Source organism: Geothrix sp. (assembly GCF_030219325.1).
Lineage (GTDB): Bacteria > Acidobacteriota > Holophagae > Holophagales > Holophagaceae > Geothrix.
On sequence record NZ_CP126625.1, the window covers coordinates 270,464 to 287,532 of the forward strand.

14 protein-coding genes and 1 pseudogene are annotated in these 17,069 nt (G+C 68.3%); 4 read left to right on the forward strand and 11 right to left on the reverse strand.

Annotated elements, in window-relative coordinates; genetic code table 11:
- Position 1 precedes the first annotated feature (1 nt).
- The 3 genes from QOZ81_RS01180 to QOZ81_RS01190 all read right to left on the reverse strand — a co-directional run bounded on the left by QOZ81_RS01180 (position 2) and on the right by QOZ81_RS01190 (position 4,182).
- On the reverse strand, positions 2-697 hold the full coding sequence (locus QOZ81_RS01180; RefSeq protein ID WP_291202839.1) for a response regulator: 696 nt from the start codon (positions 695-697) through the stop codon (positions 2-4).
- Positions 694-3,378: a sensor histidine kinase gene (locus QOZ81_RS01185; protein WP_300715267.1), complete on the reverse strand. Its 2,685-nt coding sequence runs from the start codon at positions 3,376-3,378 to the stop codon at positions 694-696. Before QOZ81_RS01185 ends, QOZ81_RS01180 begins: the two co-directional genes overlap by 4 nt.
- A gap of 81 nt (positions 3,379-3,459) precedes the next feature.
- Positions 3,460-4,182, reverse strand: a complete 723-nt coding sequence (locus tag QOZ81_RS01190) for a hypothetical protein (RefSeq protein WP_291202833.1) — start codon at positions 4,180-4,182, stop codon at positions 3,460-3,462.
- Between the two features lie 287 nt (positions 4,183-4,469).
- Between QOZ81_RS01190 and QOZ81_RS01195 the strand changes: the two genes are divergently transcribed.
- The 3 genes and pseudogenes from QOZ81_RS01195 to QOZ81_RS16710 all read left to right on the forward strand — a co-directional run.
- Positions 4,470-5,843, forward strand: a complete 1,374-nt coding sequence (locus tag QOZ81_RS01195; protein WP_291202830.1) for an outer membrane beta-barrel protein — start codon at positions 4,470-4,472, stop codon at positions 5,841-5,843.
- A 14-nt stretch (positions 5,844-5,857) separates the two neighbouring features.
- Positions 5,858-6,151, forward strand: a complete 294-nt coding sequence (locus tag QOZ81_RS01200; RefSeq protein ID WP_291202828.1) for a hypothetical protein — start codon at positions 5,858-5,860, stop codon at positions 6,149-6,151.
- Positions 6,114-6,584: pseudogene (locus tag QOZ81_RS16710) on the forward strand (response regulator); the annotation flags it as partial. The gene QOZ81_RS01200 and the pseudogene QOZ81_RS16710, both read left to right, overlap by 38 nt.
- 187 nt (positions 6,585-6,771) lie before the next feature.
- On the opposite strand, the gene kdpC reads toward QOZ81_RS16710, so the two are convergent.
- From kdpC to QOZ81_RS01225, 5 genes are read right to left on the reverse strand one after another with little or no spacing between them, the layout of a single operon-like run.
- Positions 6,772-7,365 carry a potassium-transporting ATPase subunit KdpC gene (kdpC, locus tag QOZ81_RS01205; RefSeq protein WP_291202826.1) on the reverse strand — a complete coding sequence of 198 codons (594 nt, stop codon included), beginning with the start codon at positions 7,363-7,365 and terminating at the stop codon, positions 6,772-6,774.
- Between the two features lie 9 nt (positions 7,366-7,374).
- Positions 7,375-9,498, reverse strand: a complete 2,124-nt coding sequence (gene kdpB / locus QOZ81_RS01210) for a potassium-transporting ATPase subunit KdpB (protein WP_291202824.1) — start codon at positions 9,496-9,498, stop codon at positions 7,375-7,377.
- Between the two features lie 14 nt (positions 9,499-9,512).
- Positions 9,513-11,210 (reverse strand): potassium-transporting ATPase subunit KdpA, encoded by a 1,698-nt coding sequence (kdpA, locus tag QOZ81_RS01215; RefSeq protein ID WP_291202822.1) that lies wholly within the window; start codon positions 11,208-11,210, stop codon positions 9,513-9,515.
- Positions 11,207-11,299 (reverse strand): K(+)-transporting ATPase subunit F, encoded by a 93-nt coding sequence (gene kdpF / locus QOZ81_RS01220; protein WP_291202820.1) that lies wholly within the window; start codon positions 11,297-11,299, stop codon positions 11,207-11,209. Before kdpF ends, kdpA begins: the two co-directional genes overlap by 4 nt.
- Complete coding sequence (locus tag QOZ81_RS01225) at positions 11,296-11,490, reverse strand: hypothetical protein (RefSeq protein ID WP_291202818.1); 195 nt, start codon at positions 11,488-11,490, stop codon at positions 11,296-11,298. Before QOZ81_RS01225 ends, kdpF begins: the two co-directional genes overlap by 4 nt.
- A 303-nt stretch (positions 11,491-11,793) precedes the next feature.
- Here QOZ81_RS01225 and QOZ81_RS01230 point away from each other — a divergent pair, with 303 nt between their 5' ends.
- Complete coding sequence (locus tag QOZ81_RS01230) at positions 11,794-13,686, forward strand: APC family permease (protein WP_291202816.1); 1,893 nt, start codon at positions 11,794-11,796, stop codon at positions 13,684-13,686.
- A 21-nt stretch (positions 13,687-13,707) separates the two neighbouring features.
- Here QOZ81_RS01230 and QOZ81_RS01235 read toward each other — a convergent pair whose 3' ends face one another.
- The 3 genes from QOZ81_RS01235 to QOZ81_RS01245 form a co-directional block, all read right to left on the reverse strand.
- Positions 13,708-14,157: a c-type cytochrome gene (locus tag QOZ81_RS01235; RefSeq protein WP_291202814.1), complete on the reverse strand. Its 450-nt coding sequence runs from the start codon at positions 14,155-14,157 to the stop codon at positions 13,708-13,710.
- Positions 14,158-14,338: 181 nt separating this feature from the next.
- The gene (locus tag QOZ81_RS01240; RefSeq protein WP_291202812.1) at positions 14,339-15,817 is read right to left on the reverse strand and encodes an aminotransferase-like domain-containing protein; all 1,479 of its coding nucleotides are present in this window, start codon (positions 15,815-15,817) and stop codon (positions 14,339-14,341) included.
- A gap of 63 nt (positions 15,818-15,880) precedes the next feature.
- Positions 15,881-17,065: a TIGR03118 family protein gene (locus tag QOZ81_RS01245; RefSeq protein WP_291202810.1), complete on the reverse strand. Its 1,185-nt coding sequence runs from the start codon at positions 17,063-17,065 to the stop codon at positions 15,881-15,883.
- Positions 17,066-17,069 lie beyond the last annotated feature (4 nt).

Below are 17,069 nucleotides of genomic sequence, written 5' to 3' on the forward strand. Positions count from 1 at the left end.
CCTATTCCTCCATCCGCAGCCGGTAGCCCACGCCCGGCTCGGTCTGGAGGTACTTGGGGCGCGAGGGTTCCGCTTCCAGCTTGTGGCGGAGCTGGGTCATGTAGACGCGCAGGTAGAGGGGCTGGGCCCCGGCGGCGCCGCCCCAGACCTCCTTCAGCAGCTGGCGGTGGGTGACCACCTTCCCCGCATGGCGGATGAGGGTGGTGAAGAGGCTGTATTCCAGAGGCGTGAGGTGGACTTCCTTCCCGTCCATCAGCACCTGCCGCTTGGCCAGGTCCACGCGCCAGCGGTCCAGGATGAACACCGGTTCCTGCTGGGCTTCCGGACCCGCGTGGCGCAGGGCCACGCGGACGCGGGCCAGCAGCTCGCGGGTGCCGAAGGGCTTGGTGAGGTAGTCGTCGGCGCCGGCATCCAGGGCGCCCACCTTGTCCGTCTCCTGGCCCCGGGCAGAGATCACGATCACGGGGGTTCGGCTCCACTCCCGCAGCCGGACCATCAGCTCGAGGCCATCCATGTCCGGCAGGCCCAGATCCAGCAGGATGGCCTCGGGCCGGTGCTGGACGGCCAGGGCCAGACCCTCCTGGCCGGTGCCCGCCTCCAGGTAGCGGTAGCCGCTGCCCTCCAGCGCCACCCGGAGGAAGCGGCGCATCTGCGGCTCGTCCTCCACCAGCAGGATGAGGGCCCCGGTTCCGGTCATGGGGCCTCCTCCGGCATTGCGGGCGGCGTCCCCAGGGGCAGAGTCACCAGGAACTGGGCGCCGCCCTGGGGGTGGTTCACGGCCTGGATGCGGCCCTGGTGGGCCGTCACGATGCCCTTGCAGATGGCGAGGCCCAGCCCGGCCCCGGGCCGGTTCGAGGCGGCCTGGCCCCGGGCCAGCTTCTCGAAGATCCGCTCCTCCTCCCCGGCGGGGATGCCCGGCCCCTGGTCGGCGATGGAGAGCGTGAGCGACTTTCCGGCGGCCCAGGCCTTGATGTCCACGGGGGATTCCGGCGGCGAGTATTTCAGGGCGTTGTCGAGGAGGTTCAGCAGCAGCTGCTCCATGAGCACACCATCCATGGCCACCAGGGGCAGGTCCTCGGGCAGGGCGACGCGCACGCGATGGGCTTCCAGGGCCAGCTCCCGGCGGTTAAGGGCGGCGCCCACCACCTCCTCCACGGGCATCCACTCGGTCTGCAGGTCCAGGGAACCTGCCTCCAGGCGCGTGATGTCCAGCAGGTTGCTGACCAGACGGTGGAGGCGCTGGGCCTCCTCCTGGGCGGACTGGAGCAGCTCCCGCCGGGCGGGCTCGGGAAGATCCGGCGTCTCCAGGGCTGTGCTGACGGCGCCGGTGATGACGCCCAGCGGCGTGCGCAGGTCGTGGGAGACCGAGCTGAGCAGGGCGTTGCGGAGCCGCTCCTCGTCCGCCCGGCGCTTGTCCTGAGCGCCCTGCTCGGCCAGGAGGGCCCGCTCCAGGGCCAGGGCCGTCTGAGTGGCGAAGGCTTCGAGCAGCTGGCGCTGGTCCGGCTCGGCCCAGCGGGGCGCGCCCTCGGGGAGCAGGCCCAGGACGCCGAGGGCCCCGGCCGCCCCCTTCAGGGGCAGGTAGGTGGCGCGCGCGCCCGGCAGGGTGAGGGTGCCGAGGCCGGCGGGTTCCGCATGGTCGAAGACCCACTGGGCCACGCCCAGCTCCTGGTCGTTGAGGGGGAAGGCCAGGGGATGGGCGGGCGCCTGCAGACGGCCATGCTCATCGGGTCGCAGCATCACGCCCTGGCTCTGGAACTGGGTGGCCACGTTCTGGAGGGCGGAGGCCACCAGGGCCGCGGAGCCCGAGCTGCGGGCCAGCTCCTGCCCCAGGCGGTAGAGGGCGTGGGTGCGCTGCTCTCGACCGCGCGCCAGGCGGGCCTGGGCGCGGATCCGCTCCGTGAGGTTGCCGATGACCACGCCCATCAGCAGCATCACGGCAAAGGTGCCCACGTGCCGGAAGTCAGTGACCGCGAAGGTGTAGTACGGGGGCACGAAGAGGAAGTCGAGGGCCGCGACGCTGAGCACGGAGGCCAGCAGGGAGGGGCCGCGGCCGAAGCGCGTGGCCACGATGAGGATGCCCAGGAGGTAGACCATGACGATGTCCGCCAGCTCGGTGCGGCGGAAGATGAGGCTGGCCAGGACACTGGCCAGCACCACGGTCAGGGCGCTCAGCAGGTAGTTGCGCAGGGGGCTCGTGATGGTGCGCCGGATGAGGGGCGTGGCCGGTTCGCGGCCCGGCTCGCCGCTGATGACGTAGACGTCGATGGTGCCGCTGTCGCGGATGAGATCGTCCACCGTGGAGCCCATCACCAGCTCCATCCAGCGGGGCCGGGAGGGTTTCCCCACCACGATCTTGGTGATGTTGCGGTCCCGGGCGAAGGTGAGGATGTCCTCCACCAGGGCGCCGGCCCCTTCGATGACCGCCGTCTCGCCGCCCAGTTTCTCGGCCAGGCGCAGGTTGGCCTCCAGGCGGGTGCGGTCCTCGTCCGTGAAGCGGAGGTGCTGGCGGGACTCCACGTAGAGGGCCAGCCAGGGCGCTCCGAGCGCGCCCGCCATGCGGCGGGTGCCGCGGATGAGGCGCTCGGACAGCTCCCCCGGGCCCACGCACACGAGCAGGCGGTCGCCGGCCGCCCAGGTCTTGCGGATGCCCTCGGAGGCCATGTAGCGGCGCATCTGCGCGTCCACGCTCTCGGCCGTGTGCCGCAGGGCCAGCTCACGCAGGGCCAGCAGGTTGCCCTTGCGGAAGAAGTGATCCTGGGCGTGGCGGGCCTGGTCCGGCAGGTAGACCTTCCCCTCCTTCAGGCGGAGCAGCAGGTCGTCCGGCGGCAGATCCACCAGCTCCACCTCGTCGGCGCGCTCCAGCACGGTGTCGGGCACGTTCTCCCGGACGATCACGCCCGTGATCTGGGCCACCACGTCCTTGAGGCTTTCCAGGTGCTGCACGTTCAGGGTGGTGTAGACGTCGATGCCCGCGTCCAGCAGCTCCATCACGTCCTGCCAGCGCTTGGCGTGCCGGGACCCCATCACGTTCGAGTGGGCCAGCTCGTCCATGAGGATCAGCTCGGGCCGCCGCTGCAGGGCCGCGTCCAGGTCGAACTCCGGCAGGAACTGGCCCGCGTAGGCCAGCTCCCTGCGGGGCAGCACCTCAAGCCCCTCGAGCAGGGCCGCGGTCTCGCTGCGGCCGTGGGTCTCCACCACGCCCACGACCACGCCCACGCCCTCCTTCCGGCGCTCCTGCGCCTCCGAGAGCATGGCGAAGGTCTTGCCGACGCCGGGCGCCGCACCGAAGAAGACCTTCAGCTTGGCGCGCGTCTCGCGGGACTCCTGCTCCTGCACCTGGCGCAGGAGGGCATCGGGGTCCGGGCGTTCGAGCGGCATGCAGTCAACCTATCCGGAATTCGGCCCATGTTGAACACGGAACGGCTTGGGTGTGCCGATCAGGAGGGTTCTCGGAGGACCTCAACCTTGGATGGCCACAGTCATCGTGCTGTGGCGCTTCTGCCGGTCTCCCTGGTCGTAGAGGAATGCCTCGGAGGTCCGGGTGGCCACCACCAGCCGCTGCTCCCGGACCGTGTAGGTGGTCCTGATCAGGCTCGTGCCATGAATGCGGCCGTAGAGGCGGCTGTGCCGGCCGGTGTAGTCCAGGGAGCATTCCGTGACCAGGGGCACGCCGTCATCATCCATCCAGACCTTCAGGATGGATTCCGCCTGCGTAACGAGGCTCTGGTGGTGGGTGGGGATCCTGGTCGCGTTCCTGAAGATCAGGGTCCGGACCTCCTTCCCCTGGTACGACTCGCGGCCTTCTGACTTGAACCGGGCGGCGTCCAGAAGCCCGGACATCTCGCTCGCCTGGTTGAGCAGACTGTCCAACCGGGCCGGGCCGAGGTCCTTCTGCACCTCTTCCATGAAAATCGAGGTGAGCGATGCAGGGCCTGTGGGAGAAGGGTTCCAGGTTACCTGCAGGTCGGAGCCGCCCTCGGCCAGTTGCAGCCGCAGCGAATGCTCCTGGACGGCAGGCGTGAAGAAGGTGGTGCCTTCTTGCCGGAGGTTGTAGGCGACCTCGGCCTTCACGGGGGCCCGACCGTGGAGCCGGTTCAGGGTGGTGCGGAGGTCGGCAGGGCCGTCGGCCCGGGCCAGGGTGGTGAGAACCAGCACGAACAAAAGCTTGAGGGAGTACCGCATGGTGCAGCTCCAGATGGGGTCAGAGATGGTGGCCGGAATACCTGGGGGAATGGGACGACCAGAGGAGGCACACGGGACCTACCTCGGCGGATGTCAGTGTCGGCGAGCGGGTGTTAAAGCGGCGTTGGGATGCCGGCTGCGCGCATTAAGAATTCGCAATGATCCGCAATGGTCCGCATGGTTCCACTGCTTTCTTAACGCCGCCCCACCCTCTATTAGCGCCGCCCTAACGCCCGACGTGGCCATCCTTTCTGGCTGGCGATCTGCGCCGGATCTTTGGAGCTGTGATGAAATCTTCTCTTCTGCTACTCATGGTGGCCGGCATTCCGGCCATGGCGCAGGCCTCCGCCGAACTCACCGCGGTGCAGGTTCCCGCGGCGCCACCCGCCGCGGTGGTCAAGGTCGCCGAGCCCTTCACTTTCGCCGATTTCACCTGGCTGAACGGCAACCCCCGCACCAAGGATGCCCCGCTGGATTCCAAGGTCTTCACGGGTGAGTTTCGGGCCGACGTGAACATGGTCTACGACTTCAACCATCCCAAGGACCACACCATCGTGGGTTCCTGCGAGACGGGCCGGACCAATGAGATCCAGGTGCAGCAGCTGGGTCTCGGCGGCGATTTCCATTGGGAGAACGTCCGCGGCCGTGTCATGACCCAGTTCGGGATGTACTCGACCATGACCCCCCGGAATGATGCGAGCCCCTCCCGGGGCCAGTGGGAGTCGGACAAGGCCTACCGCTATGTGTCCGAGGCCTACGGCGGCTACCACTGGGACGTGCTGAACGGCATCAACCTCGACGCCGGCATCTTCATGTCCTACATCGGCCTGTTCAGCTACTACAACTTCGACAACTGGGCCTACCAGCCCTCTTACGTATCCGCCAACACTCCCTGGTTCTTCAACGGCCTGCGTCTCCAGGTGTTCCCCTCGGACAAGCTGAAGCTGGAGTTCTGGCTCACCAACGGATGGCAGTCCTACAACACCTTCAACAACACCCCCGGCATCGGTGCCTGCCTCAACTGGCGGCCCACCGGCGACCTCAACATCATCTCCAACAACTACGTCCTGGGCGCCGACACGCTGGGCAACCAGAAACGCACCCGCCGCCACACGGACAACAGCATCCAGTGGAAGTACTACGACAAGCCGGAGAGCTTCATCTCCAGGATGGCGACCAGCTTCACCTTCGACCTGGGCGATGAGCAGGGCGGGGGCGTGAGCCGCTCCGGCAACGCCGCCGAGCCCAAGCAGTACTTCGCGGGGTGGATGCTCTACAACCGCTTCTGGTTCAAGGGCGACCGCCACGCCATCACCATTGGCGGCGGGGCCATCACGAACCCCGGCCGCTACCTCGTCCTCGTGCCCCCCGTCAACGGGGCCACCGCGACCTCGGGCACTCCCTACTTCACTGCGAACCCCGGCGATCCCTTCCACGCCTGGGACTACACGGTGACCTACGACTACATGCCCAGCCAGTTCATCACCTTCCGCGGCGAATTCAACCGCCGGGGCGCCAGTGTCCCCTACTTCTCGGGCGAGAACGGCATCACCCCTCCCGGCGGCAACCAGGGGCCCCTGGGGTCGGCGGTGGCCGGGTGGGCCCCCGACCTCCGCAAGACCGAGAGCCGCATCAACCTGGCCCTGCTCGTGAAGCTCTAGATTCAGGACACGCGATGCTCACTCTGGTCCTGACCCTGGCTGTCGTGGGCACGAGCCCATGCCCCTCCCCGAACGATCGGTGCCCCGTCACGGGGCTTCCCGTGACGAACCCCATGATCTACAAGACCGTGGAAGTGCGCGGCCACTCCTACTACGTCCATGACCGCAGGGCAGGGATCCTGCTCAGGGCTTGGCCGGAAGGCTACCTGGACACGGACGGCACCCCACGGAGCGCCCATCCGATCTCCACACCATGCATGCCGGGCACCCATGGTTCGCCCCAAGGGTGCCGCTCCCGAGTCCGCTGACTCCTCGCCCAGTCCGACGTTCCGATGCCCTCCCTGCCTTGCGGGGCGGGCATCGTCGGCGGCCGGGGCCGCCATCCCGTTGGCCATCCATTCCGGAGGCATCGTGAGGGACGCTCCACCTCGGATCCTGATCGTGGAAGACGAACCTCACCTCCGGTCCTTCCTGCGGGAGGCCCTGAAGGCCCACGGCTTCTGCTGCGTGGAGGCGGCCACGGGAAGGGAGGGGCTGGACCTGGCGGTGCGGCATCGTCCCGACATCACCCTGCTGGACCTGGGGCTGCCGGATATCGATGGTCTGGACCTCCTCTCGCGCCTGCGCGAATGGAGTCGCATGCCCGTCATCGTCATCTCCGCCCGTCGCCGGGAGATCGACCGCGTGGCGGCCCTGGATGTCGGCGCCGATGACTATCTTGCGAAGCCCTACCCTCTCCGGGAGCTGCTCGCCCGCCCAGTGCCGTCCGCCAGGAAGCCCTGGGTGACGAGGCCCGGCATCAGCAGGGCGAAGAGGCCCACGGTCCGCCCGAGAATACCCGCTCCAGGTAGCGCCCCGCGGGAACCGTCAACCCGAAAACGAGAAGGAGGAAGAGGGCGTACTGGGCCAAGTCCCCGGGGGGCATGGGCTACTTCGACGACAATGCTTCGAGGGCGAGGTTCAGCTTCAGCACGTTCACGCGGGCATCGCCGAGCACGCCCCATTGGGGGCCTTGGGTGTGGGCGGCCACCAGGTCGCGGACCTTGGCCTCGTCCAGGCCCCGGGCCTTGGCCACGCGATGCACCTGGTAGGCGGCAGCGGCGGGGCTGATGTGGGGATCCAGGCCGCTGGCGGACGTGGTGACGAGGTCCACGGGCACGGGGCCGGTGGTGTCAGGATCCGCCGCGCGCAGGGCGGCGATGCGCTCCTCCACGGCCTTCTTCAGGTCCGGGTTGCTGGGAGCCAGGTTGGATCCGCCGCTGTTGGCGCCGTTGTAGGGCAGGGGCTTGCCGTTGGCGTCCACGGTGGCGGAGGGGCGGCTCCAGAAATCCTTGGGGGCCGTGAAGGACTGTCCGATGAGCTCGGAGCCGATCACCTTGCCATCCGCCTTGATAAGGCTGCCCGCCGCCTGCTTGCGGAAGATGGCCTTGGAGAGCCCCGTGATGACCAGGGGATAGGCGAGGCCCGTGATGACGCTGAGGGCGATGAAGGAGACGAGGGCGGGGCGGAGTTGCAGGTTCATGGCGTGTCCTTACGCGGCGAAGTGAAGGGCGACCAGCAGCCAGTCGATGAGCTTGATGCCGATGAAGGGCACCACCAGGCCGCCCGCGCCGTAGATGAGCAGGTTCCGCTGCAGCAGCTGGGCGGCGCCCACGGGACGGTATTTCACGCCGCGCAGGGCCAGGGGGATGAGCACCACGATGATCAGTGCGTTGAAGATCACCGCCGACAGGATGGCGCTCTCGGGGCTGTGCAGGCCCATGATGTTGAGCGCTCCCAGAGCCGGATAGGTGGCCACGAAGGCCGCCGGCAGGATGGCGAAGTACTTGGCCACGTCGTTGGCGATGCTGAAGGTGGTGAGGGAGCCGCGGGTCATGAGCATCTGCTTGCCGATCTCCACGATCTCGATGAGCTTGGTGGGATTGGAGTCCAGGTCCACCATGTTCCCGGCCTCCTTGGCGGCCTGGGTGCCGCTGTTCATGGCCACGGCCACGTCGGCCTGGGCCAGGGCGGGCGCATCGTTGGTGCCGTCACCGGTCATGGCCACGAGGCGGCCCCCGGCCTGGTATTCGCGGATGAGTTTCAGCTTGGCTTCGGGTGTGGCCTGGGCCAGGAAGTCGTCCACGCCCGCTTCCGCGGCGATGGCGGCGGCGGTGAGGGGATTGTCACCGGTGATCATCACGGTCTTGATGCCCATGCCGCGCAGCTCGGTGAAGCGCTCCTTGATGCCACCCTTCACGATGTCCTTGAGCTGGATGACGCCCAGGGCGTGAGGCCCTTCGGCGACCACCAGAGGTGTGCCTCCCGCCATGGAGATCTGATCCACCGTGCGGCGCAGGTCATCGGGGAACTTCCCGCCCTGGGCCTGGACGTAGTCCTCGATGGCGGACGCCGCACCCTTGCGGATCTGGCGGTCGCCGAGGTTCACGCCGCTCATGCGGGTCTGGGCGGTAAAGGGGACGAAGTGGGCGTCCAGGGCCTGGAGATCCCGCTCGCGGAGGCCGTACTGCTCCTTGGCCAGCACCACGATGCTGCGGCCCTCGGGTGTTTCATCCGAGAGCGAGGAGAGCTGCGCGGCATCGGCCAGGGCCCTGATGTCCACGCCCTCGGCGGGAACGAAGGCCACAGCCTGGCGGTTGCCCAGGGTGATGGTGCCGGTCTTGTCCAGCAGCAGCACGTCCACGTCGCCGGCGGCTTCCACGGCACGGCCCGAGGTGGCGATGACGTTGGCCTGGATCATGCGATCCATGCCGGCGATGCCGATGGCCGACAGCAGGCCGCCGATGGTGGTGGGGATGAGGCAGACCAGCAGGGAGACCAGCACCGTGAGGGTCACGGGGCTGCCCTGGCCTGCGGCCTTCACGCTGAAGATGGAAAAGGGCAGCAGCGTGGCCACGGCCAGCAGGAAGATGATGGTGAGGCCCGCCAGGAGGATGTCCAGGGCGATCTCGTTGGGCGTCTTCTGGCGCTTGGCGCCCTCCACCATGGCGATCATGCGGTCCAGGAAGCTTTCGCCGGGGTTGGCCGAGATGCGGATGACCAGCCAGTCCGAGAGCACCAGGGTGCCGCCGGTGACGGCGGAGCGGTCGCCGCCGCTTTCCCGGATGACGGGGGCGCTCTCGCCGGTGATGGCGCTTTCGTTCACGGAAGCCACGCCTTCGACCACCTCGCCGTCACCGGGGATGGTCTCGCCGGCTTCCACCAGCACGAGATCATTGATGCGCAGATCGGGCGCATCGATGGTGTCAAAGGCGCCCTGGCGGTCCGTCCCCTTGAGGCGCTTGGCCTTCACGTCGCGCTTGGATTTGCGCAGGGAATCGGCCTGGGCCTTGCCCCGGCCCTCGGCCATGGCTTCGGCGAAGTTGGCGAAGAGCAGGGTGAACCAGAGCCAGAGGGAGATGGCGAGGATGAAGCCGGGCCGCCCACCGCCACGCCCCGAAAGGGCCTGCACCCAGAGCCCCGTGGTGAAGGCGCTGCAGATCCACACCGTGAACATCACCGGGTTCCGCAGCTGGTGCAGGGGATTCAGTTTTCGAAGGGAATCGATCACTGCGCGGCGCACGATGCTGGGTTCGAAGAGGGGGCGGGCTTGACGAGAGCTCCCAACCCGCGTCTGCGCGAGGTGGGGAATGTCCTGCCGTGAATGGGAAACCATGGTCATCTCCAGAATCAACGAAGGGCCAGCTGTTCAGCGATGGGCCCCAGGGCCAGGGCGGGCAGGTAGGTGAGCGCGCCCACCAGCAGGACCACGCCCACCAGCACCGCCACGAAGAGGGGCGTGTGCGTGGGCAGGGTGCCCAGGCCCTCCGGCGTGTATTTCTTGCGACCCAGGGAACCGGCGATGGCGAGCACGGGGAAGATGACGCCGAAGCGGCCCACCACCATGGCGACGGCGAGCCCGTAGTTGTAGAAGGGGATGTTGCCGTTGAGGCCGCCGAAGGCGCTGCCATTGTTCTGGGCGCAGCTGCTGAAGGCGTAGAGAACCTGCGTGAAGCCGTGGGGCCCGGGGTTGGAGATGGAGGCCGTGGCCGCCGTCGAGAGCACGGCCGTAGCCGTGCCGATGAGGATGGCGGCGGAAGGCAGGAGGATGGCGATGGAGGCCATCTTCATCTCGAAGGCCTCGATCTTCTTCCCCAGGTACTCCGGCGTGCGGCCCACCATGAGGCCACCGATGAAGACGCCCACCAGGGCGAAGAGCAGCATGCCGTAGAGGCCCGAGCCGACGCCGCCGAAGACCACTTCGCCCAGCTGGATCAACCAGAGGGGGACCAGGCCGCCCAGTGGGGTGAAGGAGTCGTGCATGCCATTGACGGCGCCGCAGGAGGCGGACGTGGTGATGGTGGCGAAGAGGCTGGTGGCCCCGGTGCCGAAGCGGACCTCCTTGCCCTCCATGTTGCCGCCGCCCTGCTGGAGGGTGGCGACCTGGTCCACGGGGAGGGGCTTGAGTCCAGGGTTGCCCTTGGCCTCGGCCCAGGTGGTGACCGAGAGCGCCATCACGAAGATGACGGTCATGGCGGCCAACACGGCCCAGCCCTGGCGGCGGTCCTTCACCATCTTGCCGAAGGTGAGGCAGAGGGCCGCGGGAATGGCGAAGATGGCCAGCATGTGGATGAGGTTGCTGAGGGCGTTCGGGCTTTCGAAGGGGTGGGCGGAGTTGGCGTTGAAGAAGCCGCCGCCGTTGGTGCCCAGCATCTTGATGGCCACCTGGGAGGCCACGGGGCCCATGGCGATGACCTGCCCCGAGGCGGTGTGCACATAGGCGGAGAGGTTCTGGATGGCGCCCTGGGAGACCAGCAGGAGGGCGATGACGGCGCTGAGGGGCAGCAGCACGTAGAGGGTGCTGCGGGTCAGATCCGCCCATGCGTTGCCGATGCCGTTCGACGTGCGGCGCACCAGTCCCCGGATGAGGGCCACCAGCACGGCCATGGCCGTGGCGGCGGAGAGGAAGTTCTGCACCGTGAGGCCCAGCATCTGGGTGAGATAGCTCATGGTGCTTTCACCACCGTAGTTCTGCCAGTTGGTGTTGGTGACGAAACTGATGGCGGTGTTGAAGGACAGGTCCGTGGGCAGCTTGCCCATGGCTTCGGGGTTCAGGGGCAGGGCCCCCTGGGCTTTCTGCAGCACGAAGACCGCCACGAACCCCAGCAGGTTGAAAAGGGCGATGGCCCAGGCATAGGCCTTCCAGCCCATGTCCTCCCCGCCGGAGATGCCCATGAGCCGGTAGATGCCCCGCTCGAGGGGCCCGAGCACCGGATGGAGGAAGGTGCGCTCCCCTTCCATCACCTTGGCGATGAAGGGACCGAGCGGGACCGCGATCCCGATCAGGAGCACGAGGAAGAGGAGGTTCTGGATCCAGGCTGCGGTCATTGGAACTTCTCCGGTTTCAGCAGCGCGAAGGTGAGGTAGCCCAGCAGGCCCAGGGCCAGCAGGGACGCGACGAGGAGGGTGGGGCTCATGAGAGGCCTCCGGGATGGGTCGTGAACTGGGCCATCAGCCAGACGAAGAGGGGGAAGAACATCAGGACGAGCATCCACACCGCATTTTTCCGTCCGGCCCCGCTCTCGGCGCGCAGGTCCCTGGCGGTACGCAGGCCGAGCCAGGCGACCAGGGTGGCGAGGGGGAGGAACCAGGGCAGGACGAGATGCACAGGGGCTCCTGTGGTGTATGCGGACTGGGGCGGCCAGCGGCGCCGGCTCGGCTTCGCCTTCCAGGGATCAGGCGACCCCACAGCATGGTCATGGGGGGCGTTAAGGCGGCGTTAGGAGTCCGGGCCGAGCCGTTAGGTTCTCGTTGGGCCGGGGCCCAGGCCTGATTTCCTAACGTTTTCTTAACACCCTTCCTGGCCATCCTGAGGACCGGCTGGCCTTGGGGAGCGGGCGCGCCGGGTCGACCCTGTCGGCACGCTGTGCGCCCCGTCCAGATGACCTCACCAGACCAGGGAACCGCAGCCATGCCCAACTACCGAGCGCTCCTCCTGGGGCGGCGGCTCACCACCGAGGAGAGCCACGAGACCAGGATCAGCAATCCCATCGCCCTGGCGGTGTTCAGCTCGGACGCGCTGTCTTCCGTGGCCTACGGCACCCAGGAGATCATGGCCCCGCTCACGGCGGCCATCGCCATCTATGGCGCGGGGGTGCTCGGCTGGTCCTGGTGGGTGGCCCTCGGCATCGTGGGCCTGCTGCTCATCCTCAACGTGAGCTACCGGCAGACCATCCATGCCTACCCCAGCGGCGGCGGAGCCTACCTGGTGGCCAAGGACAACCTGGGGGAAGTGGCCGCGCAAACGGCCGGCGCATCCCTCCTGATCGACTACATCCTGACCGTCGCCGTGTCCGTATCGGCCGGCGTGTCGGCCATCGTCTCGGCGTTCCCGGGCCTGGAGGCCCACCGGGTCTTCCTGGCCGAGGGCATCATCGCCTTCATCGCGCTGATGAACCTGCGGGGCGTGAAGGAGAGTGGCCTGGTCTTCTCCCTGCCCACCTACGGCTTCGTGATCTGCATCGTGGGCCTGCTGCTCAAGGGCTTCTGGAATGTGGCCACCGGCCATGAGGTGGTCCTCGCCCCCCGCGCCGCAGCCCACCTGGAGGGCACCTCCAAGCTGGCGGCCCTGTGGCTCTTCGCCCGGGCCTACAGCGCCGGCTGTACGGCCCTCACGGGGGTGGAGGCCATCAGCAACGGCGTCACCGCCTTCAAGGACCCGGTGTCGCGCAATGCGGCGAAGACCATGACCTGGATGGTGGTGATCCTGGGCTCCATGTTCCTGGGCATCACCTACCTGACCAACCACTACGGCCTGACCTACCATCCGGACGCCCCGGAGACCCTGCTGTCCCAGCTGACCCGGGTGATCCTGGGCGGGGCGGAACACGGGTTCCCGAAGCTGGTCTACCTCACCACCACCGGTTTCACCATGGCCATCCTGGCCCTGGCGGCCAACACCGCCTATGCGGACTTCCCCCGACTGGCCGCGCTCCACGCCCGGGACGGTTTCCTGCCCCGGCAGTTCACCAGCCAGGGAGACCGCCTGGTCTTCTCCAATGGGATCTTCATCCTGTCGCTGGCGGCGGGGGTCCTGGTCCTGCTCTTCGGCGCCAAGGAGGACCACCTGCTGCCGCTCTATGCCGTGGGCGTGTTCCTGGGCTTCACCATCAGCCAGACCGGCATGGTGGTGCGCTGGTTCAGGCTGAAGGGCAAGGCCTGGCGGCTGAAGGCGGTGATCAATGGTCTGGGCGCCGTGACCACGCTGGTCGTCATGCTGGTGATCGCCGTGACCCGGTTCGCCCACGGGGCCTGGATCGTCATCGTCCTGGTGCCCGTGATGGTGACGACCTTCTTCAACATCCACCGGCACTACATCCGCGTGAAGTCCATCCTGGCGGCGAGCCGCGTGGACTTCATGGGGCCCCGCCGCAACCGCGTGGTGGTGCTGGTCTCCGGCATCCACGCCGGCGTGGTGCAGGCCCTGAACTACGCCAAGGTCATCGCCGAGCATGGCGAGGTGGAGGCGCTGACCGTCGACTTCCCCGATGAGCATGGCCGGGACAGCGCGGCGCTGGAGAAGCTGAGGTCAGACTGGCCCAGGTACTGTGAAGGGATTCCGCTCCGGCCGATCCGGAGCCCCTACCGCAAGGTCGTCGAGCCCATCGTGGACGAACTCGAGCGAATGCGGCGGGTGGAGCCGGAGTACACCATCACCGTGATCCTGCCCGAGTTCATCACGGGGCACTGGTGGTCGAACCTGCTGCACAACCAGACCGCCTGGCGCATCAAGGGCACCCTGCTCCTCATGCCCAAGATCATCGTGATCTCGATCCCCTACCACGTGGATCCCACGCTCGAGTAGGCCCGCCGAAGGCCTGCCTTCCTAGGGTTCGATGGTCCTGCCAGTCTCGGCCTTCAGCAGGATCTCCCGCACCATCAGGGTCGCGTCCTCCTGGCTGAGCTGGTCTTTCCAGGCGGGCATGGAGTAGCCGAAGAGGATGCCCTTGCGGATGGTCCGGATCATGGTCCGGATCTCCCGCTCGGAAGCCGGGCCGCTCAGCGTCCTGAACTCATGGGCGGCCTTGGTGAAGTCCAGCCCACCAAGTCGCCGTCCGTCGGGGCCCTTCGCGGAACCGTCCAGCCCGTGGCAGCGGGTGCAGTTCTGCTGGAAGAAGGCCTTCAGCTCGGGGATCGTCCTGGCCCTCGCTTCCGCCACCTGGGCCGGGGCGCTGAGCGCGGCGAGCAGCACCCAACCGGGCAGGAGGAGGCGGGAGAGGGCCCGCTGGATGGAGCCGAGGCACGGGAGAACTGCGGCATTTCCGATCCGGAGCATGCGAGGCACTTGCCCTCCTTGGGATGCATCGAGCGCCGGGGAGGACGCCCGCTCCGTCCATGGTCAACGGCGCCGACCCTGCCACCAGATCCGGTTCCCAGATGGCGTACAGTCCGGTTCTGGAGTGCCTGAGGGCACCCCGGCGGGGCCGCGTGAGGCCAGGCAGGATGCACCGCGGGGATCAAGCCCGCCTGGCGCAGGCTTCCTTCAGGGCCAGGGCCATCCGTGAGCAGGCCTCGTTCTGCTCGTCCAGGTCATGGGCCGCGAAGCCGAGGCTGATGAAGGGCAGGCTCTGGCGGTGGAGGTCGTAGAGTCCACCGGGGTAGAAGACCACGCCGTGGGCCAGGCAGCGCTCCGTCCAGGCCTCGAGGGGCACGCCCTCGGCCACGCGGACCCAGAGGGAGAGGCCCTCGCGGGGGTTCCGCACCGAGATGGCCGGGTGGAGGTGGAGGAGCAGCCGATCCACCATGGTCTCCCGGCGCTCGTCCGTGAGCTTGCGGAGGCGGCGGAGGTGCCGCAGGATCTCGCCGTCGCGCAGGGTCTCCTCGATGGTGGCCTCCTGCACCAGGTTGCCGGGCCAGTCCACCAGCTGGCGCTGCTGGGCCAGGGCCTTGATGAGGCTGGCCTCGCCCGCGAGGAAGCCCACCTGGAGGCCGGGCGCGAGGATCTGCTCGAAGCTGCTGAAGTAGAGCACGCGGCCGTGGAGGTCCTCGCTGGCCAGCGGCAGGCTGGGGTTCTTCTCCCGGTGGAAGCCCAGGCCAGGGTCTCCTTCGAGGATGCGGAAGCCATGCGCCCGGGACAGCTCCAGCAGCCGCTGGCGCCGCGCGGGATCCAGGGTCACCTGGGTGGGGTGCTGGGGGCTGGCCGAGAGGTAGAGCAGGCGGATGGGCTCCTGGATCAGCAGGGCCTCCAGGGCCTCCACGTTCAGGCCCCGGGCATCCACGGGCACGGCGAACAACCGGGCGCCGGCCGAGCGGAAGGCCTCGGCCACCCGGAACATGCCGGGGTTCTCCATGGCCACGGCATCGCCCGGCGCGAACAGCACCCGGGATACCAGGTTGAGGGTGCTCATCAGGCCGCGGGTGAGCAGCAGGTTGCCCGCTTCGACGGAGAGTCCCCGCATGTCTCGGAGCATCTTGCCGAGGGAGTTCCGCAGATCCAGCAGGCCCCTGGGGTCCCAGCCCGGCTGGAGCAGCCGTTCGGGATGCAGCTTCAGGATCCGGCCGTAGGCCCGGTGGATGGCCTCGGTGGGGGCGAGCCTCAGGTCCGTCGTGTCGGGGATGAGCTGGAAGGATTCGAGAGCCGGGGCCCCCGGCTGGAAGAAGGGCTCGCTCCGGGGCGTGGCGCGCTTCCAGGAGGCCGAGTCCTGGGCGGAAATGCCCGCCGGGACTTCGAGCACGAAGGGCAGCTTCCGGGCCACGAAGGTGCCGCGGTCCGGGGCCACCTCGATCCAGCCCTCCGCCTCCAGCTCCTTGTAGGCGGCCAGGGTCGTGTTCCGGTTGACGCCCAGCAGCTCCGCCAGGGCCCGGGTCCCGGGGAGGGCATCCCCGGGCTTGAAGCGCCCGTGTCGGATGCCCTCCTCGAGGGCCTTCACCAGCTGGAGGTACAGGGGTTCGGGATTGGATCGGTCGAGCGCGATGGCAAGATCCCAGTTACCCAAAATGGAACTCCGTGAGTCGGACCAGAATCCAGCCGGGTCCTGGTCCCGTCAAGCGCGTGGAAGTCAATAGCCCGTGCCGCCGGTGCCACCCGTGCCGCCCGTGCCGCCACCCGCCCCGACGCCGGCGGTGCCGTAGTTGATGACGGCGAAGAGACCATGGGTTTCCGCCTGGGGCCCTGCTGTGACATAGAGGTTGTTGACCGCCCCGGCGGAGCCGCCGTTGCCGAAGGTCAGCCCCCAGAGCCCGCCGATGGCCAGGGGGAGGTTGGTCGGCCCCTTGAGCTGGCCCAGCTCTGCGCCGGTGGTGGCGTTGAAGGCCGTGATGTGCCCATCCCCGAAGTTGCCCACGAGCAGGGCGCCGCTGTAGGGGCCGAAGTTGGCCGGGGCGAGGGCGATGCCCCAGGGGGCGTTGAGGGATCCGCCCGAGGCGACGCGGGCGACGAAGCTCCCGTCCAGGTTGAAGACGCTGACATAGCCGAGCCCCGCCCCGGTGGTCTCGCGGAGGGCCGGTGGGATGCGCTGGGCATAGGTCACGTAGAGCTTGGTGCCGAGCACCTGGACGTTGAAAGGGGCGAAGCCGGCGGGCAGGGTGGGATCCACCAGGGCGGAGACGCCCAGGCTCACCGGAGCGTAGGTCCCATCGAAGACGTCGATGGTCCCCGCCGTGAAGTTGGCGACGTACAGGTAGGTGGCGGTCCCGACGGTGGCAGTGGCGAGGCCGGTGTAGACGGCCCCGGAGCCGGAGCTGTCGACCCGACGGGTCGTGGTGGTGCCGGTGCTCCAGCCGCAGAGGCAGCCATCCAGCGAGGCGAGGATGAACTCGTCCCCGGTGAAGCCGGTGGAGCCGTTGAACACCACGCCCGTGGGTCCGCCCATCACGTGGCCCACGACGGAGGGGGTGGAGACGACGATGGGTACGGTCGGCTTGTTCCCGAGGCCGTCATACACCGTGGTCGTGGCGGTGGCCTGGTTGGCCAGCCAGAAGTAGGTGGTGGGGCCGTAGGCGATGCCCCAGGGGTTCACGAGGTTGGCGTCCGTGGTGGCCGCGCCGGTCGCGGCCTGATCCGATACCAGATGGGTGACCTGGTAGGCGGAGGGAGGAGGAGGCGGAGGCGCGCTGGCGGAACCGCCGCCGCCGCAGGCGAGGAGTGACAGGACGACGGCCCCGGCTCCGGCCAGCGAGGCTGGAAGGAGGGGCCACCCCCGCGGCGCGAAGGGATGGGTGGGTGGGATGGCCGTTCGTGGCATGGAA

Excerpts from the sequence above, each read along its gene's own strand:
- kdpA (WP_291202822.1), bottom strand. The coding sequence starts at position 11,210 with ATGACCGCAGCCTGGATCCAGAACCTCCTCTTCCTCGTGCTCCTGATC.
- kdpB (WP_291202824.1), bottom strand. The coding sequence starts at position 9,498 with ATGGTTTCCCATTCACGGCAGGACATTCCCCACCTCGCGCAGACGCGG.
- QOZ81_RS01245 (WP_291202810.1), bottom strand. The coding sequence starts at position 17,065 with ATGCCACGAACGGCCATCCCACCCACCCATCCCTTCGCGCCGCGGGGG.
- QOZ81_RS01235 (WP_291202814.1), bottom strand. The coding sequence starts at position 14,157 with ATGCTCCGGATCGGAAATGCCGCAGTTCTCCCGTGCCTCGGCTCCATC.
- QOZ81_RS01230 (WP_291202816.1), top strand. The coding sequence starts at position 11,794 with ATGCCCAACTACCGAGCGCTCCTCCTGGGGCGGCGGCTCACCACCGAG.
- kdpC (WP_291202826.1), bottom strand. The coding sequence starts at position 7,365 with ATGAACCTGCAACTCCGCCCCGCCCTCGTCTCCTTCATCGCCCTCAGC.
- QOZ81_RS01190 (WP_291202833.1), bottom strand. The coding sequence starts at position 4,182 with ATGCGGTACTCCCTCAAGCTTTTGTTCGTGCTGGTTCTCACCACCCTG.
- kdpF (WP_291202820.1), bottom strand. The coding sequence starts at position 11,299 with ATGAGCCCCACCCTCCTCGTCGCGTCCCTGCTGGCCCTGGGCCTGCTG.
- QOZ81_RS01180 (WP_291202839.1), bottom strand. The coding sequence starts at position 697 with ATGACCGGAACCGGGGCCCTCATCCTGCTGGTGGAGGACGAGCCGCAG.
- QOZ81_RS01185 (WP_300715267.1), bottom strand. The coding sequence starts at position 3,378 with ATGCCGCTCGAACGCCCGGACCCCGATGCCCTCCTGCGCCAGGTGCAG.
- QOZ81_RS01200 (WP_291202828.1), top strand. The coding sequence starts at position 5,858 with ATGCTCACTCTGGTCCTGACCCTGGCTGTCGTGGGCACGAGCCCATGC.
- QOZ81_RS01195 (WP_291202830.1), top strand. The coding sequence starts at position 4,470 with ATGAAATCTTCTCTTCTGCTACTCATGGTGGCCGGCATTCCGGCCATG.